The organism is Bradyrhizobium genomosp. III, from assembly GCF_000261705.1.
Lineage (GTDB): Bacteria > Pseudomonadota > Alphaproteobacteria > Rhizobiales > Xanthobacteraceae > Bradyrhizobium > Bradyrhizobium ottawaense.
Genome location: NZ_AJQF01000092.1, coordinates 17,938 through 37,129, shown reverse-complemented (window position 1 = coordinate 37,129; position 19,192 = coordinate 17,938). Strand labels below are relative to the sequence as shown.

Below are 19,192 nucleotides of genomic sequence, written 5' to 3'. Positions count from 1 at the left end.
AAATGCCGCCGCCAGCGCGTTGAGCGGCGGCAAGCGCCTGGGCGATGAAGGGCTTGGCCCGCTGGCTCCTCGAGGAGCGGATGCGGCCGGGCCGTGGTTGAAAATCGCTGTCTTCAGCCATGGCCAGCCTCGACAATGTGCGGAATGCAGAATCCCTGCAACGGGTTGATAGTCGAGCGCACATTGCGCGCCGAAGCCGCACATTGCGGACCCGAGGAAAAATAGCAGCACAAACAACCAACCGACCGAGCCGCACATTGCGGCCTTTTATCTCGCCATCGTTCGGTCGGTACTCGCGGAAGCCCCCACTGTTTGCGAGTGTTTGCGATAGCGATCGTTACGCGAAGGGCCGAGACACCCGTAGGGTGGCTCGGTGAGGAGCGAAGCGACGAGTAGAGCGCGGGCCGAAGGCATCGCCCGTATGACTGTGTTGCAGCGTTTCGAATGCAAACCGAATGTTCGTCAAGGGGCGCCAGCGAACCTGGAAACTGACAGCTGATATCGCGAGCTGCCCGATGTGCAGCCGCCGCAACAAGGGTGCCTGCAGACGTACCGCGATCCGCGCATTGACGTTGAAGATGCCGTGCAGTCATTGCGATCGCCCCATGGCCGAGAGCGCGACGAACAGGCCCTCCGACTGCGGCGCAATCGCCGAAATATCGTGCACCGTAGTGCCGACTGAGCCGCCGTGCGCGGGTTGATCGAGCGCCGCTCGCGCGCCAGGGGACGGCCCGTCAGCGTGGTCGAAGAACAGCGGCGCCCGCGTCCAGGATGAACGAGAAGAAGCCGCGAGGAGAAGAGGTCCTGGCGCTCCCTCCGCGTCGACAAAAGGGACGATGGCCGCGACATAGGCTGTCGTCTCCGCGGGCAGTGGACGGTGTCTATCCCGAAACTCCTCGTAGCGGCCGGGACCTGCATTATAGGCCGCGAGAAAGCCCGGCGAGCCGTAACGGTCGTGCAGTTCGCGAAGAAAGGCGGCGCCGGCGAGGATGTTGTCACGGGGATCGAAGGGATCGCGCCCGAGACCATAGCGCGCGCGCATGTCCGCCCAAGTCTTGGGCATGAGTTGCATCAGGCCGAGTGCGCCTTTGGGTGAGACGGCACGCCGATCGCCATTGCTCTCGACCCGCATGACGGCTCGTATCCATGCAGCCGGAATGCCAAAGCGCTGCGCGGCCTCTGCCACATGAGATGCGTAGTGATCGCTCGCCGGTTGACTTCGTGCCGGTGCTCTCTGCCCGGACACTGCTGCCGTTGGCCCGCCAATCACCAGCAGGCCGGTAAGGAGGAGAACGGCAAGGCTCGCCCTGTCTCCGCCATCATGGCGAGGCGTCTTGCTGCCTACCGGCGGTGCGCACGGACCACCGGTTTGACCGCCGCTGTGCGTGGCGGCCGCCCGACGGTTGCGTGGACCCGAGTTATGAGAGGGCTTTTCCCCGAACAAGGGGGTGGACCGTTGATGCGCCTGGTTGGCGGCACGCGCGACAGGATCCTGCATGCAATCAGTCCCGCTCGGCGCGTTGGGGCTGACGATTCCAGTTCAGCGTCCAGGCCGCTTTGTCGTTGCCCGACTGGAAGAGATTTGCGCGGATCGGCCGCGGCAGCGCCGGGTCGTCGATGACGAGCGAAACGTAATCGCCGGCCTTCTCGCCGGTCCGCTTCCAACCTGCGCCGATCTCCGGGCCATCGGCATCGCCGAGGCGGATACGGTAGTCCGGCGCGTTCTCGGCATCCGAGGATTCGGCCGGGACGAGGGTGAGAATCCGCTCGAAGAACAGCGTTTCAACGCGACCGGTGAAGCCGGACTTATCGCGCGTGAACTGGCCGATTTGTGCCATGGGAAAGCTCCTGGGTTGCTGGGTTGGAAACGGGTCAATGAGTGGCGGCGCGCCAGACGAAACGGCCGTCGGCGGCTTCGTCCGTCCAAAGCGGGACTGCGCGCGCGACGATCGAGCTGACGGGGAGCGCGCCGAAATAGCGGCCGTCCAGGCTGTCTGGGACGGTCGGGTTCATGAGAAAGACCTCGCCCGGTTCGAGGGTATGGCAACCGCTCCAACGCGGCAGCGGACGGCCGCGATGATCGTGCTCGTGTGCGGCGCCGACATCGACAGCATCGACCGTGATGGCATCGCCCGACCGGCACACGGTTTGCCCGGGCAGCGCCATCACACGCTTCAGCAGCGGCAGACCTTTTGGAAGCAAGCCGCCATCGGCAAGGAAGCTGGCGATCGGTTCCGGCAGCCGTACCGCGACCAGTTCCAAGTCGCGCAGCTCTCCGAGCGGATGCAGCGCGTAGAGCCCTATTGGCGTGCTCGCGGTAGCGTTCCAAATCAGCCGCGGCGCAGGATGAACGAGGGCCAGGGCGCCGGCGACCAGCGCCGCAAGGTAGGTCAACATGAGATAGCCGAAGCGGGTCATGGCGTGACGCTCCGGCGCTTGAGCCAGGCGATATGCTGCTCGCGCGTGTAGGCGCGCGGCACATGGTCGGCGGTGAGACGGTTGTGGAGATGCCGCCAGTATTCGGGTGCGGCGTCAGCCGGATCGATGGAGAGCGCCTCGATGGCGTCGATGGCCTGCAACACGCGCTCGACCTTCGGCCAGCTATCAACGCGCAGCAGGATTTCGCCACCGGGGCGGACGAAGGGCAGCGTCTGATAGCGCTGCCCGGCTTCCACGGCACGCACGATGTCCATGCGCGACACCACGGTGCCATAGTCGTTCGATGCCCAGCGGACGAAGCCGAAGATGCTGCCCGGCTCAAAGCTCGAGATGCTGCGGCGACGGTCGAGAATCTTCTCCTCCGCGCGGCGGCCGAAGCGCAGCCAGTGCTCGATCCGCTTCTCGATCCAGGTCAGCTCGACATGGGTGAGCGCGACATCCCGTCGATGCGAGGGCGGCACTGCACGCGGCGGCAAGGCTTCATTGTCGTTCATGACGGTTCTCCGGGGCGTCAGCGGGGAACTCTCGCGCCAGCAATTCGCGCAGCATGTCGGCGACGGTCACGCCGCGCTGGAACGCGGCGACCTTGATGCGGCCGCGCAGCGTGGGCGTGACGTCAATCGTCAGGCGCGCGGTGAATGCGGCAGCATCATTCACGCTGCGTGGCGGCGTATCACTGGCTTTGATCCAGCTCTCGGCATCGCCCGGACGCGAGGCGAAGCCGCGTTTGATAGAGCGGTCGCTCATGGCGCGAACCTCGCAACTTCTGCCGCGAGCGCGGCGATCTCGCGGGCGGCGGCGCTCTGCTCGACGAACTCGAAGACGAGCCGTCCGGACTGAGCGGCGTCGGCGAAGACAACGCGTTGGCCGATGGTGCTGGCGAGCACCGGCGGATCGTGGTCGGCGAGAGTTTCGGCAGTCTCGCGGGCGATGATCGTGCGCGCGCCGCAGCGGTTGAGCACAAAGCGAGCAGGAAGCTGCGGACGATAGATGCGAGCCTCTCGCAGCAGAGCGAGCATCTCGGCCGAGGCCCAGCCGTCGAATGGCGACGGCTGCACGGGGATCAACACGAGATCCGCCGCCAGCAGCGCCGAACGCATCAGTCCCGCGACGCGCGGCGGTCCGTCAATGACGACATGATCGGCGGTGCGTGCGATTTCCGGCGCCTCGCGGTGGAGCGTATCGCGCGCGAGGCCAACGACGCCGAATAGCCGTGCGACATTCTCCCGCGCACGCTGCTGCGACCAGTCCAATGCGGAGCCCTGGGGGTCAGCGTCGATCAGCGTCACGCGCTTTCCGCGCAGCGCCCATACGCCGGCGAGGTGCAGGGCGAGCGTGGTCTTGCCGACACCGCCTTTCTGGTTGAGCACGGCGACGATCATCGCATGCCTCCCGTCTTGCGACCTGAAAGCGGCAGAGATGGTTGGCTTGGGTGCTCGGTTGGCGGCTGAGCGCGGATGTCGGTGTTATCCGCAAGACGCGCGGCCCCACTACAACAGTTAGATTCTAAGTTAGACTCTAAGTTAGGGCAGGCGATCGTGTTTCCTGGCCAAAGCGTTAGCTGTGGTTTGCACTCCCGGAATCCCGATACCGGCACGCCCGGAGTCCCGATAGTGTGAACGCCCGAAGTCCCGAGCTGATTCACAGCGCCGTCCACAGGAGCTGTGAATGACTTCGATGGCAGGATGCGCAATAGCTCTCGGCGTTCCCTGCGTTCGATGCTCAGGCAGTAGCCTGGCAGCGGTTGACGTGCCGCGATCCGGCGGAGATCAAAGGCGAAGTCTGCAGGCTTGGCGAGGCTGCCGGATTTCTCATGGAGGTGTGCGACCTCGAACAGCCAACCTCTCGGCTGGCGGCCAGCATGCTTGCGCGCGACGCGGTAGAGCCAGCGCTCGATCCCACCAGTCAGGCTGAAATAGGCCGGATCGATCGTGAGAACGAGTGAGCGATCGATGACGCCGCGATAGAGCCAGTCGGGAAGGACGAATTCCATTCCCTGCACCCGACCGTCGCGCGTCGCGCATTCCTCCCATTCGTTGATCCATGAGAACTGGTGGCGCCGCCAATGCTCCCCCTGCCGGATGCTGGTGCGGATGACGGTCGCCTGCAGGCGGGCCAATGCCCCCTTCAAGAGCTTGTAGTCGCGGGCGCCGGTCTGCCGGCCGACTGCGGTCAGAAGCTGGTAGGGTGTGAAGCGCAGGAAGCGCGAGGTCTTCAGACCGAGGTTCTCGGCCTCGACAATCTGGCTCGCCGCCCAAATCAGCACGTCGGCATCCCAAATGGTCGCCATACCGTGCTCAGGAACTGCATAGACTTCGACACACACGTCGCCGGTCTGGTAGAGGATCGGTCTTGTTCGCTTGGCCTTGGCGAGCGAAAAGAACGGGCGCTCCATCAGGTCGCGTTGATCACGCGGGCTGGCATCACCGGTGGCGACAACGAACGGGTCGAGCTTGCTTCGCTCGCTGGGTGTGATGAGGCGACGCGACGACATGACGAGCGTTGCCTTAGCGATGCGCGTTGCCGGCGGCGCGCGCTTCGAGGTAGCGCGGATCCGACGTTGAGCTGCAGGCGGCCTGATCGGCCCAGGCTTCGAGATCGCCGATGGCGTAGACAACGCGGCCGCCGAGCTTGCGAAAAGTCGGGCCATTGCCATGGCAGCGATATTTTTCAAGCGTGCGCGGCGAGATGCCGAGGAGGCGCGCGGCCTCGGGGGTGCGCACGTAACGGGTGGCGAGTTGCGCAGGCCTGTCGAGCATGGGAGATCTCCGTCTTGCCTCGAAGTGCCGCGGCCAAGTCGCGGCATGTCCGGGCCAGAGTGGCGGAGAGTTCAGGCGTTGGGGGTGGACGAAAATTGACGTACGTTTGTGTCCCCCCATCGTCGCAACCAGGCGAAGCCAGGCGTACTACCGGGGCGCAACTAACTCATCAGGTCGATGGCTTGAAGGAATCGGGGAGCCGATCAGAGGCCGCGTAGAAGTTTCAGATAGCCGCGCTCGACCAAAGCGATTGAATCGTGAATGAGCCGGTTCGCCTTGCGGCGGGCATGAGAATCCTTCCACTCGACCGAGCGGCGCTGAGCGTGGTCGGAGGCGAGCACCTTCGCTGCCACGTCTCGCGGGCCGCCACCCAGGTCGTGGACGTCGAAGGCGTGCAGGAGCTGAATCAGTCGCCGTTTCTGAAACGACGTCAGCCGCAGCGCCGCCGGGAGAAGACCGGTGCGCTGGCCGCTGAGGCGACGCACGAAGTGTAGCGCCACGTCGGCCCGCAGTTCGCCCATGCCGTCGAGCGGCACAAGCACGGCGGGACGGCGCGCGGCCTGCTCGTCGCGCAAACTGACATGGAGCTCACCCGAGCCGTCGGCGACAACCAGCTCGCGACCGTCAGCATCTGTCCGCCCGACGATCGACAGTCCGAAAGCGTTGCGATCAATCGAATGAACGGTCTCGAAGTCCGGCGGCGCGGGCGTCAGGATCAATGTTCCCGGTGATGCCTCGGGCAGCCAAATGGCTGGTTCGGGCCAAACCGGAGAGGCGGGGTCATGGGCGACACCGCAACCTCCATCGACGTGCGAAACTGGTTCGGATGGTGTTGGGATCGGATTCGCCGCGCGCGATCTGTCGCTCAGTGCGGGCGAAGTCGCGGCGGTAGTCGGCATTGCGACGAAGGAATTCGAGGGCAAAACCCGGGCGCTCAAGACGATTCAGGCGTTCGATGGTCTCCGGCGAGCGCCAGTACTGGGTCGGCATGGTCTGTCTTCTCGTCTTTTTGTTCTGTGCCCCGCACCACGATCCCTAAAGACGCTACAAGAGACCAGACCCGGAGGTTGCATCACGCGAGATCGCAATTTGCGTGATTGGGGCGCAAATCACTGCATCCGCGGTTCCAAAAGGCCCTGATATCCGGCTTCCACCATCCATCGCGCGCGGGCGAGATGGCTATCATGGACATTTTTGGCACGATCTGGTTCGCGCGTGGGGTCGAGGCCGAAGATCACGCTGACCACCTCGCGCCAGTCGGCGCCCTCCTCTTCGGCCATCAACAACCGAACGTAGATAGCAAGATGTTTCTCGTCATAGGCGTTGACGCGATCCGTTATTGGCGGCCGGTCCTGGAATGGCGCGCCGTTCATTGCAATTGCCCCTCAGCATTGATGCAGCGATTAGAATTCATCTAAGCTCCAGAACTTTGCAAGCTGGGAAATCGTCACACTCGAATTGTGCCGTGATGCGCAGATCGCATCGCGGCGCTCCCCGGAAGCGGCACACCAGGGCCTAGCCAGACGATATGAATAGCACAGTGACGCACGAATCGGAACGATCGTTCCTGGAACGATCATTCCGATGTGAGTTCCCTTGTTGCCATGGATCTCAAGGAGGTCATGGCGGTCAATCTGCGTCGGATACGTCATGTGAAGAAAATGACGCAGGAAGAGTTGGCCGATGGCGCTGGACTAAGCGTCCGTTACGTCGGCGCAATTGAACGCGCAGATGTGTCGGCCAGCGTGACCGTGCTTGGCCGAATCGCGGAGGCGCTCGGCGTCGAAGCAACCGATCTCGTCAAGCGAACGACGGTTCATTCCCATCGGGCTCGATGACGCGACAATTTTGTGCCCCACCGCAACACCGGCACGTCGTGAATCAACTCCGCATTGCCTCACGCATAAGTTGATAGTCGGCTTTACGTAAATCTGATCTGTCTCCAAAGCGCATGCCTAGTTCAGAAACGGACGAGCATGCTGGGGAGATGGAGTAGGCCTCATGACTCTGTACGAGCACTTCCCAGCCGACATTCGCGAGACAGTGGATGCTCTGGTCACGGAACTCAGGCCGCAACCTTGGCCAACGCGGTTCTTTGCGCTGATTGGCCTGCTCGGAGAGAAGTTGGAGGCGCGGCGCGAGGCGGAGCCGTGGCATCTGATCCAACAGTGGACCGGCATAGTGACGGCAACGATGGAGCACTTGCTCCCCGACAGTTCGGTTGTCGAATGCCTGGGACTGATGAGCATTAGTTTCAACGACCAGTGGCGCGCTCAGGCGCTTGGCCAGATCGAACGGGATCCCACAGTGCTGGATCGTCTCGTCGCCATTTGTCCGGACTGGGAAGACATCGTCGAGAGCGTGATCGAGGCCAACCAAAGACGTCCAATCAAATCGGCACGCGGCCGCTGATCGGCATCGGTTACGCCCTTGCCGCTTGCGCCGTCACGGCAAACGAGGTGCCTTCGCGCTTCCTCAGCGTGGCGGTGCCCCGCCCGGGCCAGCCGGGCGGGGCATTGCGGATCGGCTCAGTCGCCGTTGCGACGGTTGGGGCGAGACCAGATCAGGCTGAAGCCCTCGCCCTCTTCATCGGCGAAGAGGTTGGCGAAGATCGGGGCGGTGAAGCTCGGATCGTCGAGCTTGAGGCCGAGATAATCGCGGCCTTCGTTGGAGCGCTTGGACCAGGCGGCCCCGATCTCGACCCGGCCGACATAGATCCGGTGGCTGGGGGCGTTGTCGCCCGAGCGGCTGGTTTCGGGGACGATGCGGACGTTCCTCGCCTGGAGCGAGAGAGTGACGATCTCGCCGTTGAACTCGTTGTTGCCGGTCTTCTTGAAGGTGCCGATGGTCGCCATGGTAGTTCTCCTTGATCTCTGTTTTCGAGCCCGCACCTTGCGGCCTCGATGGTGATCGACAGGCCGGAGGCGATCGACGGCGCACCCCGAAGGGGCTGGACAGCAAAGGAGGAACTTTCTTGTCTCGCGCGAGGAATGGCGGCGCAGCCGGCAGGGGAAGAAAGTTGTGACGCCGCTGTTGCGCCAAAGGCGGTCGAGGCTTCAGCCGTCCTTCGGCCAGATCCATCCATCGAAGAGGCCGTTGGTGCGCTCGATCCAAACAGAGCTGACATCAAGGAGAACGTGGCGATTTGGGAGCCCACCGAGAGAGCTGGCCCAACGAATCCAATGCTGCTTAGCCCTCTGTAATCGAGACGGACGGATCTCCGCTTCCGCGATCGCGCGTCGGCAGCACGCCCCATTCACGAGAGCGGCTGGCCGTAGTTGTGATCCGTCACCGTTTGGTCGATGCCGCACAACGACTGCCACGAAACTGCCACTCTGCGATGATCGGTCGTGTCTCGATGCTTGGCCGCTCTGTGTGAAGCTCACAGACTAGAATGCGAGCACGCTGGATGTCTGATCGAGTCAGCCCCTTCCAATGGACGCTGCCGGCTTGCGCCAGGCCTTCCCGCCCCTACAGGGGTTACGACAATTCGCCGCGCGGACCCAGAGGAGGATCTCGCGCAAATGATGACCGCTAAGAGCTCGAGTGAGAAGAGAACCGGATGAGCGACAAAAGCGATCTTGAAAACAGAGCCATCGAAGCGATATGGAACTATCGTGAGGCCTTCGCCGTGGTCGGCCGCCTGGAGCGAAAAGAACGTTCCGCGCATCGAGCGGTGACCAGGATACTGCCTGAATTGGGGCGCGCCTTACGCAGCCAAGACACGCGGTGTCTTAAGAATAGCATTAAGATCGGCTCGGCAGCTGTCTCGCGGCAGAACGAAGCGTGGGCCAACCTAACTGAGGCGACCGCACGTTTGGATTCAGCCCACTCGACTTTGGCCGCCCTCGAGCGCCAACTAGGATATCTTCCAAAGGTCTCAAAACCACGAGATTCAGGCTAGCTCAAAGTATGCCAGGACGTCGAGCTGCGCCTTATCCTAGGCGGAGATTTTCTGCGGCTTGTTTGCCGCTGCGGTTCATCACCAGCTCGTAGCTGACCTTCGCGCCTTCAACAAGCGAGGTATAGCCGGCCTTCTCTACCGCCGAGATGTGCACGAAAACATCGTTGCCACCGTCGTCCGGCGCAATGAACCCATAGCCTTTGGTCGGGTTGAACCACTTAACAGTCCCTAACGCCACGTCATTTGCTCCAAAAAGAAAAAACACCTTCCCATCTAAATCATTGAACGAGCCGATCGCAAGTCTCCGCGCGAAAGCGGCTCGATGGGATCCGTTGTCCCGCCCGTTCGTAGGTCTTGGACAGAAGAAATAGAGTGCCCCACTCGATGAAATGAACGAGCACGCTGAAATCGGCCGGCATTCAAGAACGACGAGGCGAAGGTCACATTTTCTTCGAAAACTCCGTGCTAACTGTCGCCTGCTTGTCGCGGCCGGATGTACGTCGTGGCATCACGGGAGCCCCGGCTTTCATGCCGGGGTTTTTCGTTTCCGGCGCGAGAAGCAGCTTGACCGGATAGGCTCGTCAAATGGCGCAGCCCACTGCGACAATTCGACTTGGATGCGTAAGAATCATCCGGAGCGGCACAGAGCGAAAAGCCGAATAGCAGGCAGATATGGCGCAGAATATCTACGACAATCCCGATTTCTTCGCTGGCTACAGCCAATTGCCCCGGCAGGTGCATGGGCTGGACGGCGCTCCTGAATGGCCGGCGATCCGGGCCATGCTGCCCGATTTGGTCGGGAAACGTGTCGTTGATCTCGGATGTGGCTTCGGCTGGGCCTCGCGCTGGATGCGCGAGCAGGGCGCGGCCTCGGTTCTGGGTCTCGATCTGTCGCAGAACATGATCGAGCGTGCCAGGGCGGACACAGCGGATACGGCCATTGAGTATCGCATCGCCGATCTCGACACACTGGACCTCCCTGAGGCGGCTTTCGACCTCGCCTACAGCGCACTGACCTTTCACTATGTTCAGGACTTTGGCCGTCTCGTACATGTGATCCGCAAAACGCTCGTTCCTGACGGGCATTTCGTCTTTACGATTGAGCATCCGATCTTCATGGCCGCGGCACATCCGCACTGGATTTCCGATGAGGAGGGCCGCAAAACCTGGCCGGTCAATCGATATTCCGTCGAGGGCGAACGTCGGACGGACTGGTTTGCCAAGGGCGTTCTGAAATACCACAGGACACTTGGCACTACCTTGAATACGCTGATCGGCGCAGGCCTTCAAATTCGGCGGATCGAGGAGTTTGCCCCAACACGCGAGCAGATCCAGCAGATGCCGCAATTGGCCGAAGAACTCGAACGCCCCATGATGCTGATTGTATCTGCGTCCACATCGATCGGCGGTAAGCTTCGAAGCCTTCGTGATATCCGGCCGGATTAGGTTCCTGCCGGGCCCGCCCCGGTATTGATATCAGCCCGGCGTCAAGCGCTATCTTGCCGGCCCGTCTGCGGCCATGCCGGTGAAGCGAGCCAAGGCCGTGATGCTGACCGCAACGGCCCCGGCGATCGCGAAGACCGTTTGCCAGGTGGGCGAAGACATCGCCATCTGGGCGATTCCATGCGTCGCGCTGTAACCGGCGACGGTCGCGGGCGCGACATAGAGGATGATGATTAAGAGCCGCAGCCAAGCCCATGTCACGAGGGCGAGCGCGAGTTGGCCGATGCCGAAGGTTACGGCGCCAGCCGCGAACGCAACCGCGATTCCGCCCAGAGCGCCAGCCCCTGTGTGGAAGGCCCGAAGACCAATCGTCACGCCGGCGAAGACGGGCACCGCGAAGACCGCAAGCGTGAAGAGTAGCCAGGCGAAGAAGCCTATGGCGAGGAAAATAAGCAGTGGTCCCAAGGCAATCATGGTGGTGGGCTCCGTGAGATAGGGGTCTGACGGTCGCGCCTTCCACCACCACCACGGCGCAAACGCAGTATAGCAGCAAATGCCAGCGACCGGAATCGTCACAAATCCGGTTGCGGGCGAATGACAAAATGACCATATTGAGCGTCAGGAGCCGATCGCCCGGGCTGCAAGCGACCCAAAAGGCGGCATCTCGATTTCCCAATCGAACACCCGAACGGCAACCATTCTGCCGGCGCGCGGTGGTCATGAAGCGCTTGTGACTGCCACTAAGACGCCGGTGTGAAATGGATTTGCCATGTCTACCATCCAAAAGAAGTGCGCAGACTTTCTGCGTATGACCTTCAACGATCTGGCCGGCGGCAAGCTCGGATCAGGTCACGCCCACGAGATCGTGGCTGCGTATTTCGGCTATGGTACCGCGGCGGCTCTAAGGGCCGAGCCGAAGTATCAGCTTGCGGCTTTGGATAAAGCCGCGATCCTGATGCCTGATCTGCGCTTGATGGATCAGCGCGTGCAGCACCTCAATGGTCTCCCTGCAGGTCTACCCAATGTTGACGAGCTGGCTTCGCTGCTCTCGAGCTTTCTTAACGCAAACGGCTACTTTTCAGGTGAGGTTTGGTACACCCGAGATCTCGAGGAGTATATCGATGTATCCTTCATTCAAGAAGATCCCATGATGATCGAGGACGCTCTCTCGGGTGAGATGGCTATGACGAATGCTTTTTTTGACGAGCTTTACATAGACAAAGTAAGCCTAGACGTCGGAGACGATGTGCTCGTGGCAAATGTCTCAGGTTCTCTCAATGGAGAGAACGATCCGGATAAGCCGTTCCACGGGGATTCGATCGCTTTCACGACGATGATAACATTTGAGCGTGTGGCCGGTCGAACCGGCTATATGCGGCCGGAGCTGGAGACGTCGGGCGCCATTGATGACTCACATTACTATGATCAGGACGCCTGAGGGCAGCTAGGCATTTCATGGCACGATTGGGCTCTCATTTCGTCTGTCGTTCTGCACGACAAGGTACGGCGGCGCTCACGAGCCGCCGTACCTCCAGACCGGGATGCCTAGCTTCTTCGCTTTGTCAGCGAGATTGTCTTGGATGCCGGTGCCAGGAAAGTGCATCACGCCGATGGGTAGCGTCTCCAGCATCGCATCGTTGCGTTTGAACGGCGCGGCCTTGGCGTGCTTTGTCCAGTCGGGCTTGAAGGCGATCTGCGGGACCTTGCGATTGTCGGCCCACTTGGCGGCAATCAGCTCGGCGCCCTTGGGCGATCCGCCGTGCAGCAGCACCATGTCCGGGTGCTTGGCGTGCACCTGGTCGAGCTTAGCCCAAATTAGCCGGTAGTCGTTGAAGTCGAGTCCACCGGTGAGCGCGACTTTCGGTCCGCGTGGCATGAGCACCTGATTTTCGGCGCGCTTCTTCGCGGCCAGGAAATCGCGGCTGTCGATCATCGCTGACGTCAGATTGCGGTGGTTGACCTTCGATCCGTTGCGCGGCCGCCATGCGGAATGGGCGTGGCGTTCGAACTCGTCGGCGGCCTGGTCGCGCATCAGCTCGAAGGCGTTGCGTCGCTCGATCAGCGTTTGCCCTTCTGCCGTCAGACGCTCCAGCTCGACGGATTTGATTTCGCTGCCGTCCTGCTCCCGCTGCGAGCGCTGCTGGGCCAGCTCGTTATCGTCGAGCTCGCGCTCGATCCTGTCGATCGCACGATGGAAGACGTTTACCATCGACCAGAGCAGGTCGTCGAGGTCGGGCTCAAGACGGGTATCGGACAGCGCCACCACCAGGGCATCGAAGATGTCGGCGACGCTGCCGGCGAGGATTCGCGCTTCAGGAAGCCCCCGGGGATCGGGATCATCGTGGAAGGGACGGTAGCCATGGAGCTGGAGTTCCTGGAGGACCTGGTCGGTCGGGGATGAGCTGTGGTGCGGCTCGAAATCGTTGTCGTGGTCGGCGGTCATTGCGGTTTTCCCTCGTCGGATCGACCGCGCCCATCGCGGCCTTCATGGCGACGAAAGCGGCAGGCGGAACGGACTTGCACCCGCAGCGCAGCGGAGGGCCGGAGCCTTGGCGGAGGACCGAAGGGGGCCGACTATTTTGTCTCGCGATGTAAAGGCGGCTCTGCCGCCGACGGAAAATAGTCGGCCCACGAGGTTGCCGGTCCGGGCCGCCTGCCGCCCGATCGCCCTCTCAGAAGGCCGTGGGGCAGTCCTCTGGCGCCGAGGGGAAACACGTTCACCGACCGTGCGGTAACGAAGCGGCCGCGTCGCCCCTCATCCCGTTTCGGCTATGCCGCCAGCTCCATAAAGCGCGCGACGTCCTGCGCCGCGATCTGTACGCGGCTTGCGGCCCGAAGGGCGTCAAATCCGAGCAGGCGAAGATCCTCGTTGAAGTCGCCAAGCTGTGGCGAGATCACGATTGCCTCGATGCCGGCCTCCTGCGCCCGATCCATCAAGGTCGCCATGGCGCCGTCACCGGCAGGATCGTCGTCCCGGGCGATGTAGAGCCGGCGGAGCGTATCCGGAAGAAGGACGGCGGAGAGATGCGCTGCCGAGAGAGCTGCGACCATCGGCATGGTCGGCAGGGCGCAGCGGAGCGACAGCATCGTCTCGATGCCCTCACCGGCCGCCATGACTTCACCAGCGACGCCAAATCGAACAGCGTGACCAAGCAGGTCGCCCATCGCCCGCTTTGGCGTGTCGATTGGCGCCTTGCCCAGCGTCGCCTCGCTGAAACCATGCGGGTCGAGCCAGGTGCGGTGTACGCCAGCCAGCTCGCCGGACAGATCGGTGACGGCGGCGATCATCGCCGGCCAGGTCTCGGTCGGGCTGTGGTCGTCGGGCCGGTAGTAGCAACGTGGGTGAAAGCGCAGGCTTCCGGTTTCGTGCAAAGACGTAATGCCGCGATTGCGGAGATACGCTTCTATGAGTGTGCGTTCGATCGGCTGCGACATGGCAAAGAGCCGACGAGCGGCCTCCGGCGATCCTCGTGCCGCGCTGGAATTGCGGAGCCGCGGCTGATTGGGCTCGGGCTCTGGATGCGGCAAGCTGAGAAACAAGCGCGCCTCGTCGAGGACGTTCTTGAAGTCGACCAGGCGGCAACTCTCGCGAATGACATCGAGCAAATCGCCATGTTCCCCGGTGGCGGCATCGGTCCATTTGCCGGCGGCTCCCTTCGCCGACTGCTTGAGCCGCACGAACATTGAGCGGCCAGGCGTATTGCGGACGTCGCCGACGAGCCAATAGCTACCTTCCCGTCGTCCGGCAGAGAGGTAGTGACGGCACACGGACTCAGCCTGCCGGCCGAGACGCCGTGCGAGATCGTGTGCGTTATCGGCCATCGTCATCCCCAAAAAGAAAAGGTCCGCCGTCGCCAGCGGACCTTGTTGTTGCTCTCGACGGCTTATTCGGCTGCCATAATCTGCTCACCGGCTCGCTGATTGTGGGCGGTCCGCTCTTCTTCGTCTTCCAGTTTGTTTTCGCTAGGCTGCTCTGGAGTTTCCTCGACTATAGATTCGACCGCCGGTTCGTCGCCAATGGCTCGGCCCAGCGTGCGAAGCGGTTCGGGCAGCCAGGCCGTGTCGGTGAGCAAGGTCTGCGCCTCGGCAGCCATGTCACCCTTCTTCAGATGCTCGATCCGATCGGCGGCGCGCTGCCCTTTTGCCTCCACCACGGCCTGGAGGATTCGCGTCTTCGTCACCCGACCGAAGAAGTTGTCTACGGTCGGTTTCCACCCCGCCGCAGCCATGTCGAGATCGACAGCCCGGGCGAGACGGTCGGCGTGAGCGAGCGCACGCGGCCGCCGATTCCAGGGTTCATGCACGGCGTTGACCGACAGGCTGACGACATGGGCAAAGAGCATCGCCTGGCTGTCGCCGTCCCACGCCTGAAGTGCGTCCCAGAGGTCGGCCGATTCCTTCGGCAAAGCCTTCGCCCAGCGCTCGTGCCGAGCGCGGATCGCCTCGGCTAAGGCGCTGTCGTTCAGGCCGAGCGCCTGGGCGCCGAAACTCACGCTCTTCAGATCCAGCTCCAGGCAGCTATCCGAGCCGTAGTGGTAGAAGGTCTTCAATGTCAGAGCATGCAGGGCCGCATGAAAGGCGACCTGCGGCTGCTCACCGAGGGCATGACGCAGGCCGAGTGTCCGATGGGTGGTGAGCTCGGTCATCAGCCGGTCGGAGATGGGCGAAAGGCCCTCGTCCTCCTCCTGCTCGGCGCCGGGCTCGACCGACACGTTGCGCTCGCCGCCTTCGTAGCTCGCGGCCTTGGCCCGTTCGGCCTCACCATCTTCTTCAGCAAGACCGGGCTCCGGCTCCGCCGACGGTTCGTCTTCGGGCCGGACGTAGCCGCGCTCAACACGAAGCTCGCCTTCAGCGCCAATGCTGACGAAGACGCCTGCGCGCACGATCTCGGCCGGGTCGAAAACAACCGGCCGGCTCTCGAGCCCCTCCAAAGCTGTTTCCAGCTCGGACAACCGTTCGTCGACCTCGTCGGGCAGTTCATCGGCGTCCGCGTGTTTCTCAGACAGCTGATCGAACTCTGCTTGCAAGGCGTTGCGGGCCGCTTCCTCCTCGGCAGTGAGGGTGACGATCTCGCCGCGAAGTTGTCGCAGACCGAAAGCGTGGCCGTAAGCGAAATCGGGGGCGACCTCGGTCCACTTCCAACCCTCGGCGGCAATCGTCTCGGATTCCGCCTTCAGCTTGTCGGCCACCATCTGGTCGACGAGCGCGACATCCTGCATCCAGCCGCCATCGTCGCCCTGAAACAGATCTCGCAGCACCGTGCCACCGGCGGCAGTATAGGCGTCAACCCCGATGAACAGCGCCCGCTTGTCGGAAGCGCGGACCGCGCCTTCTGTCAGCATGCGGCGGATGACGTAGGGCTGCTTGTCGTGGGACGCCTTCAGCCGCTCGAACACAACTTCCTGACGCTCGTGGTCGCCAGATACAGCGAAGGCCATGAGCTGGTCGAGCGTCATGCCGTCCTCCGCATAGACGTCGAGCAGCGTCGGCGAAACCGACGCGAGCTTGAGGCGTTGCTTGACGACGTTGACGGAGACGAAGAAGGCGGCAGCGATCTCCTCCTCCGACTGGCCCTTTTCGCGCAGCGCCAGGAATGCCCGGAACTGGTCGAGCGGATGAAGCGGAGCGCGCTGGACGTTCTCGGCGAGCGAGTCTTCCTCAGCGATGCCGCTATCGCGGACGACGCAGGGCACCGGGGCGGTCTTGGCGAGGCGCTTCTGCTTGACGAGCAGCTCCAGCGCGCGGTAGCGCCGGCCGCCAGCCGGGATCTCGAACACGCCGGTCTCGGCGCCGACCTGGTCGACGACGGGCCGGACACTGAGGCCCTGCAGAAGGCCCCGGCGGGCGATGTCCTCTGCTAGCTCCTCGATCGAGACGCCGGCCTTCACGCGCCGGACGTTCGACTGACTCAGCACGAGCCTGTTGAAGGGGATATCGCGCGAGGGCGAAAGGGTGATCTTGCGAACGGTAGTCGCCATGGGATGATACTCCGCGACGGGCGCCGAGAGCCTCTCTCTCGACATCAACTCGTCACGAAGCGCAGCGCCGCCCTCTCACTTTGGAGGGCGGCGTCGCAAAGCCAACGAACAGGAAAGACGGAAAGCCTCGGAACCGGAAAAGCACCGTTCCGTATCTCCGGTTGTCCGGGAATCAGGCCGCGCGGTCGAGCAGCTTCTTCGCCCGTGCCTCCATGTCGAGTCGTGCGTCCTGATGAGTCTTGTCGCGCGCGACGGCTGTGATGCCCTGGACGAAATCAAACACGCTCTCGGGCTTCCGGCCTTCCTCGGACAGAACTGTGTCGATGATCTTCGCCGTCTCGGTCTTGGAGAAGCCGCCCTTGCGCAGAAACTCGCTGCGGTCCTCGTCGGTCCGGGCGACGATCCGCTCCCGCGCCGATTTGATGCCGTTGACGAAGGGCATCGGCGAAGAGTTCGCGAAGCGTGTCAGCGCCGGCGCCGCCTCATGGGCGAAGCGCGTCGCGGCGTATTTCGAATGGCGGATGGTGATCTCCTCGAAATCCTGAACACCCCACAAATTCCGATTCTGACAGACGGCGCGAAGATAGAAGCTCGCTATGCCGAGCGTCTTCGCGCCCACCTCGGAATTCCAGCAGTAGAAGCCGCGGAAGTAGAGGTCCGGCAAGCCGTCGGGCAGCCGGCCGGCCTCGATCGGATTGAGGTCGTCGACCAGAAACAGGAAGACATCGCGATCGGAGGCGTAGAGCGTCGTCGTATCCTGGGTGATGTCGACGCGCGGGTTGTAAACGCCAGTCGACCAATCAAGCACGCCTGGGACCTTCCAGCGCGTGTCACCCGTGCCATTGCCGGCGATGCGCTGAACAGCTGCCACGAGTTCGTGGTCAAATATACGCCCATATTCCGGACCCGTCGCGGCGCGAAGCTCGAGGCGACTGCCCTGCACCTCAAGCGTTTTTATCTGCTCGGCTCGATGAAAGCTGAGGCCGAACTGCAGGTTGATGCCAGCGAGCGGTGCCGGAAGCTGACGGAGGTAAGCCGCCGGCGCTCCGACCAAGCTGGCAAGTTGACCGAAGCTCCAATGAGTCGGCGCGATCGGCGCGTCGCAACCGGGTAGCATCAGCGTCAGGCGCTCGGCATCGTCGCGGTTGGCCTCCACTCGGATCGCGGTGCTCTCGACCGTTCGGGTCCGGCTGCGCTCGCTCCGGCTGCGCACGGCGGAGTAGAGATCCGACAAGGACAGATAGCGTTCGTCCGCCGGCCGCGAGAACCATTCGGATGAAACGCGGCCGATGCGCTCGCCGCGACTCACATCCACCTTGTAGCCGCCGGCGCAGTCGTGGGCAGCGATCAAAACTTCTGCTTGGGTCATGGGACAATCTCCATGACGGGCGCCGGAGGCCTCTCCTCCGATCATCAACCCGTCACGGCGAAGCCGATCCGTCCTCTCACTCTAATGGGGGCGTTGCGGGGTCTCCCCGCAGAAGGGGGTGCGTCGGCGACCGCGGCGCCGACCAGGGGGAAGGCTTTCCCCTCAAAGGCGCACCGCCGGAATTCGCCATATCATCGGAGCAACAGGCTGCGTAACCCGATGGACCAGCTCGGAAAGTTAGTGCGCGCGCAAACAAGGGGAACTGAACATCGGAGCCAACTGGCGGGTGCTTTCGCCATTTTCATACGACAGCTTGACTTGACGTCCCACACACCGGCAGAACGATCCTCCACAGACCACAACGTCAGCGATTGAAACGAAAATGACGTTCGATATCAGGGGCAGCATCAAGAATACGAAGATCAGCTCGAACCTGTATGTCGTTTTTGAGGAACCGATCTCAAATGCGACCGACTCATTCCTTATCCGCAAGCACGAAGACGCCTCTGAAACGGACATGCTGGTTGAAATCGACGTCTAATTTATTCGAGCTGACATGCTCGACGACCGAGAGTCCATGATCGTTTCCTGCAAAGACAACGGATACGGGTTGGGAGACGATCAGCTCAAGGCATTTCTAACCAAAGACACTTCCTACAAGGACGACCTTCCGATCTTCGCGATTGGTCAGTGTACCTGCGGCCGAGAGCCGCAAGTATTTTTGCTACGCTCCGTTACGCTATCTTGCGGCTATCAACGCAGGCTGACGCGTTAACTCGCTCGCGTTTGACGCGAGCTATGCGGGGTCATCGAGAATATCGTTTTCTTCCGTCATTCTGGGTGCCAACATCTCAGTCATCTCGACCGTGACGTTTCGTGCGGCGGAGTGATGGAGAAGACGAATGACGGAGTCCAAATTCCTGACACCGGAGGAAGTGTCTGCACGATACCGTGGCGAGGTCTCCGTGGGTACGCTGCGGAATTGGCGCGCAATGCGAACTGGGCCTGCATACATCAAGATCGGCAAAGCCGTCTTATACCCGGTGGACGAGCTTGACGCATGGGATCGGGGAAATCTGGTGATTTGTAGTGCGTCGAAAGAACTGAACGTGAGCTAGCTTGAGAAAAACAAAATCGCGCTCTAATATGATGACTCAATCCGCTGGCACGCTCGAGACAACGACTCGGTTGCTGTGCTCGGAATGATAGGGAGCTAAAATCGCGAACCGCGCTGCGTTTCCCCTGTTCAGCGGTGCACCGTCAGACCACCGCTTTCATCATAAGTCGGCTCAACACTGAC

Annotated in this window: 25 protein-coding genes; 7 read left to right on the top strand and 18 right to left on the bottom strand. The window is 62.3% G+C overall.

Annotation, left to right across the window (positions count from 1 at the left end; genetic code table 11):
• Positions 1 to 589 precede the first annotated feature (589 nt).
• The 11 genes from IC66_RS0109110 to IC66_RS0109065 form a co-directional block, all read right to left on the bottom strand.
• Positions 590 to 1,186, bottom strand: coding sequence for a lytic transglycosylase domain-containing protein (locus tag IC66_RS0109110; protein WP_077231079.1), 597 nt, complete (start codon positions 1,184 to 1,186; stop codon positions 590 to 592).
• Positions 1,187 to 1,502: 316 nt separating this feature from the next.
• Positions 1,503 to 1,838, bottom strand: coding sequence for a DUF736 domain-containing protein (locus tag IC66_RS0109105; protein WP_011082878.1), 336 nt, complete (start codon positions 1,836 to 1,838; stop codon positions 1,503 to 1,505).
• A 34-nt stretch (positions 1,839 to 1,872) separates the two neighbouring features.
• Positions 1,873 to 2,418 (bottom strand): S26 family signal peptidase, encoded by a 546-nt coding sequence (locus tag IC66_RS0109100; RefSeq protein ID WP_028143806.1) that lies wholly within the window; start codon positions 2,416 to 2,418, stop codon positions 1,873 to 1,875.
• A complete protein-coding gene (locus tag IC66_RS0109095; RefSeq protein ID WP_028143807.1) occupies positions 2,415 to 2,933 on the bottom strand; it encodes a DUF2840 domain-containing protein in 519 nt (172 codons plus the stop codon). The genes IC66_RS0109100 and IC66_RS0109095 overlap by 4 nt, the downstream gene beginning before the upstream one ends.
• Positions 2,920 to 3,186 (bottom strand): ribbon-helix-helix protein, encoded by a 267-nt coding sequence (locus IC66_RS0109090; protein ID WP_011082881.1) that lies wholly within the window; start codon positions 3,184 to 3,186, stop codon positions 2,920 to 2,922. Before IC66_RS0109090 ends, IC66_RS0109095 begins: the two co-directional genes overlap by 14 nt.
• Positions 3,183 to 3,821 carry a ParA family partition ATPase gene (gene parA / locus IC66_RS0109085; RefSeq protein WP_011082882.1) on the bottom strand — a complete coding sequence of 213 codons (639 nt, stop codon included), beginning with the start codon at positions 3,819 to 3,821 and terminating at the stop codon, positions 3,183 to 3,185. Before parA ends, IC66_RS0109090 begins: the two co-directional genes overlap by 4 nt.
• Entirely contained in the window at positions 3,818 to 4,933 is a 1,116-nt protein-coding gene (locus tag IC66_RS0109080) for a replication initiator protein A (protein WP_014490269.1), read from the bottom strand. The genes parA and IC66_RS0109080 overlap by 4 nt, the downstream gene beginning before the upstream one ends.
• 13 nt (positions 4,934 to 4,946) lie before the next feature.
• A complete protein-coding gene (locus IC66_RS0109075; protein WP_014490270.1) occupies positions 4,947 to 5,198 on the bottom strand; it encodes a helix-turn-helix transcriptional regulator in 252 nt (83 codons plus the stop codon).
• A gap of 203 nt (positions 5,199 to 5,401) precedes the next feature.
• A complete protein-coding gene (locus IC66_RS0109070) occupies positions 5,402 to 5,917 on the bottom strand; it encodes a DUF2285 domain-containing protein (RefSeq protein ID WP_014490271.1) in 516 nt (171 codons plus the stop codon).
• A gap of 61 nt (positions 5,918 to 5,978) precedes the next feature.
• Positions 5,979 to 6,188, bottom strand: a complete 210-nt coding sequence (locus IC66_RS47635) for a transcriptional regulator domain-containing protein (protein WP_014490272.1) — start codon at positions 6,186 to 6,188, stop codon at positions 5,979 to 5,981.
• 119 nt (positions 6,189 to 6,307) lie between these two features.
• On the bottom strand, positions 6,308 to 6,571 hold the full coding sequence (locus tag IC66_RS0109065; RefSeq protein WP_011082886.1) for a hypothetical protein: 264 nt from the start codon (positions 6,569 to 6,571) through the stop codon (positions 6,308 to 6,310).
• A gap of 231 nt (positions 6,572 to 6,802) precedes the next feature.
• Between IC66_RS0109065 and IC66_RS0109060 the strand changes: the two genes are divergently transcribed.
• Complete coding sequence (locus tag IC66_RS0109060; protein WP_016841283.1) at positions 6,803 to 7,036, top strand: helix-turn-helix domain-containing protein; 234 nt, start codon at positions 6,803 to 6,805, stop codon at positions 7,034 to 7,036.
• A 163-nt stretch (positions 7,037 to 7,199) separates the two neighbouring features.
• Positions 7,200 to 7,610 carry a hypothetical protein gene (locus IC66_RS0109055; protein WP_038947429.1) on the top strand — a complete coding sequence of 137 codons (411 nt, stop codon included), beginning with the start codon at positions 7,200 to 7,202 and terminating at the stop codon, positions 7,608 to 7,610.
• 116 nt (positions 7,611 to 7,726) lie between these two features.
• On the opposite strand, the gene IC66_RS0109050 is transcribed toward IC66_RS0109055, so the two are convergent.
• Positions 7,727 to 8,053, bottom strand: a complete 327-nt coding sequence (locus tag IC66_RS0109050) for a DUF736 domain-containing protein (RefSeq protein WP_011084751.1) — start codon at positions 8,051 to 8,053, stop codon at positions 7,727 to 7,729.
• A 707-nt stretch (positions 8,054 to 8,760) separates the two neighbouring features.
• On the opposite strand from IC66_RS0109050, the gene IC66_RS43285 reads away from it, so the two are divergent.
• Positions 8,761 to 9,102: a hypothetical protein gene (locus IC66_RS43285; RefSeq protein ID WP_011082890.1), complete on the top strand. Its 342-nt coding sequence runs from the start codon at positions 8,761 to 8,763 to the stop codon at positions 9,100 to 9,102.
• Between the two features lie 31 nt (positions 9,103 to 9,133).
• Here IC66_RS43285 and IC66_RS0109040 read toward each other — a convergent pair whose 3' ends face one another.
• Entirely contained in the window at positions 9,134 to 9,340 is a 207-nt protein-coding gene (locus tag IC66_RS0109040; protein ID WP_014490275.1) for a cold-shock protein, read from the bottom strand.
• Between the two features lie 434 nt (positions 9,341 to 9,774).
• On the opposite strand from IC66_RS0109040, the gene IC66_RS0109035 reads away from it, so the two are divergent.
• A complete protein-coding gene (locus IC66_RS0109035) occupies positions 9,775 to 10,548 on the top strand; it encodes a class I SAM-dependent methyltransferase (RefSeq protein ID WP_011082892.1) in 774 nt (257 codons plus the stop codon).
• A 48-nt stretch (positions 10,549 to 10,596) separates the two neighbouring features.
• Here the strand turns inward: IC66_RS0109035 and IC66_RS0109030 are convergent, their stop codons facing one another.
• Entirely contained in the window at positions 10,597 to 11,019 is a 423-nt protein-coding gene (locus IC66_RS0109030) for a hypothetical protein (RefSeq protein ID WP_014490276.1), read from the bottom strand.
• A 295-nt stretch (positions 11,020 to 11,314) separates the two neighbouring features.
• Between IC66_RS0109030 and IC66_RS0109025 the strand changes: the two genes are divergently transcribed.
• Positions 11,315 to 11,983 carry a hypothetical protein gene (locus IC66_RS0109025; RefSeq protein ID WP_011082894.1) on the top strand — a complete coding sequence of 223 codons (669 nt, stop codon included), beginning with the start codon at positions 11,315 to 11,317 and terminating at the stop codon, positions 11,981 to 11,983.
• A gap of 75 nt (positions 11,984 to 12,058) precedes the next feature.
• Here IC66_RS0109025 and IC66_RS0109020 read toward each other — a convergent pair whose 3' ends face one another.
• The 4 genes from IC66_RS0109020 to IC66_RS0109005 form a co-directional block, all read right to left on the bottom strand.
• Positions 12,059 to 12,988 (bottom strand): DUF2493 domain-containing protein, encoded by a 930-nt coding sequence (locus tag IC66_RS0109020; protein WP_011082895.1) that lies wholly within the window; start codon positions 12,986 to 12,988, stop codon positions 12,059 to 12,061.
• A gap of 326 nt (positions 12,989 to 13,314) precedes the next feature.
• Complete coding sequence (locus IC66_RS0109015; RefSeq protein ID WP_014490277.1) at positions 13,315 to 14,367, bottom strand: DUF7146 domain-containing protein; 1,053 nt, start codon at positions 14,365 to 14,367, stop codon at positions 13,315 to 13,317.
• A gap of 62 nt (positions 14,368 to 14,429) precedes the next feature.
• Positions 14,430 to 16,523: a ParB/RepB/Spo0J family partition protein gene (locus IC66_RS0109010; RefSeq protein WP_014490278.1), complete on the bottom strand. Its 2,094-nt coding sequence runs from the start codon at positions 16,521 to 16,523 to the stop codon at positions 14,430 to 14,432.
• A 172-nt stretch (positions 16,524 to 16,695) separates the two neighbouring features.
• Positions 16,696 to 17,892, bottom strand: a complete 1,197-nt coding sequence (locus tag IC66_RS0109005) for a hypothetical protein (RefSeq protein WP_026192137.1) — start codon at positions 17,890 to 17,892, stop codon at positions 16,696 to 16,698.
• A gap of 382 nt (positions 17,893 to 18,274) precedes the next feature.
• Between IC66_RS0109005 and IC66_RS47630 the strand changes: the two genes are divergently transcribed.
• Positions 18,275 to 18,433, top strand: a complete 159-nt coding sequence (locus IC66_RS47630) for a hypothetical protein (RefSeq protein ID WP_016839828.1) — start codon at positions 18,275 to 18,277, stop codon at positions 18,431 to 18,433.
• Positions 18,434 to 18,794: 361 nt separating this feature from the next.
• Positions 18,795 to 19,010, top strand: coding sequence for a helix-turn-helix transcriptional regulator (locus IC66_RS43280; protein WP_011082899.1), 216 nt, complete (start codon positions 18,795 to 18,797; stop codon positions 19,008 to 19,010).
• The last annotated feature ends 182 nt before the right edge of the window (positions 19,011 to 19,192 follow it).

Bases quoted from the DNA above. Each gene is read 5' to 3' on its own strand.
- IC66_RS0109020 (WP_011082895.1), bottom strand. From the start codon at position 12,988: ATGACCGCCGACCACGACAACGATTTCGAGCCGCACCACAGCTCATCC.
- IC66_RS0109015 (WP_014490277.1), bottom strand. From the start codon at position 14,367: ATGGCCGATAACGCACACGATCTCGCACGGCGTCTCGGCCGGCAGGCT.
- IC66_RS0109010 (WP_014490278.1), bottom strand. From the start codon at position 16,523: ATGGCGACTACCGTTCGCAAGATCACCCTTTCGCCCTCGCGCGATATC.
- IC66_RS0109030 (WP_014490276.1), bottom strand. From the start codon at position 11,019: ATGATTGCCTTGGGACCACTGCTTATTTTCCTCGCCATAGGCTTCTTC.
- IC66_RS0109060 (WP_016841283.1), top strand. From the start codon at position 6,803: ATGGATCTCAAGGAGGTCATGGCGGTCAATCTGCGTCGGATACGTCAT.
- IC66_RS0109065 (WP_011082886.1), bottom strand. From the start codon at position 6,571: ATGAACGGCGCGCCATTCCAGGACCGGCCGCCAATAACGGATCGCGTC.
- parA (WP_011082882.1), bottom strand. From the start codon at position 3,821: ATGATCGTCGCCGTGCTCAACCAGAAAGGCGGTGTCGGCAAGACCACG.
- IC66_RS0109050 (WP_011084751.1), bottom strand. From the start codon at position 8,053: ATGGCGACCATCGGCACCTTCAAGAAGACCGGCAACAACGAGTTCAAC.
- IC66_RS0109025 (WP_011082894.1), top strand. From the start codon at position 11,315: ATGTCTACCATCCAAAAGAAGTGCGCAGACTTTCTGCGTATGACCTTC.
- IC66_RS0109055 (WP_038947429.1), top strand. From the start codon at position 7,200: ATGACTCTGTACGAGCACTTCCCAGCCGACATTCGCGAGACAGTGGAT.
- IC66_RS0109100 (WP_028143806.1), bottom strand. From the start codon at position 2,418: ATGACCCGCTTCGGCTATCTCATGTTGACCTACCTTGCGGCGCTGGTC.
- IC66_RS47635 (WP_014490272.1), bottom strand. From the start codon at position 6,188: ATGCCGACCCAGTACTGGCGCTCGCCGGAGACCATCGAACGCCTGAAT.
- IC66_RS0109075 (WP_014490270.1), bottom strand. From the start codon at position 5,198: ATGCTCGACAGGCCTGCGCAACTCGCCACCCGTTACGTGCGCACCCCC.
- IC66_RS47630 (WP_016839828.1), top strand. From the start codon at position 18,275: ATGACGTTCGATATCAGGGGCAGCATCAAGAATACGAAGATCAGCTCG.
- IC66_RS0109005 (WP_026192137.1), bottom strand. From the start codon at position 17,892: ATGACCCAAGCAGAAGTTTTGATCGCTGCCCACGACTGCGCCGGCGGC.
- IC66_RS43280 (WP_011082899.1), top strand. From the start codon at position 18,795: ATGACGGAGTCCAAATTCCTGACACCGGAGGAAGTGTCTGCACGATAC.
- IC66_RS0109035 (WP_011082892.1), top strand. From the start codon at position 9,775: ATGGCGCAGAATATCTACGACAATCCCGATTTCTTCGCTGGCTACAGC.
- IC66_RS0109095 (WP_028143807.1), bottom strand. From the start codon at position 2,933: ATGAACGACAATGAAGCCTTGCCGCCGCGTGCAGTGCCGCCCTCGCAT.
- IC66_RS43285 (WP_011082890.1), top strand. From the start codon at position 8,761: ATGAGCGACAAAAGCGATCTTGAAAACAGAGCCATCGAAGCGATATGG.
- IC66_RS0109090 (WP_011082881.1), bottom strand. From the start codon at position 3,186: ATGAGCGACCGCTCTATCAAACGCGGCTTCGCCTCGCGTCCGGGCGAT.
- IC66_RS0109105 (WP_011082878.1), bottom strand. From the start codon at position 1,838: ATGGCACAAATCGGCCAGTTCACGCGCGATAAGTCCGGCTTCACCGGT.
- IC66_RS0109080 (WP_014490269.1), bottom strand. From the start codon at position 4,933: ATGTCGTCGCGTCGCCTCATCACACCCAGCGAGCGAAGCAAGCTCGAC.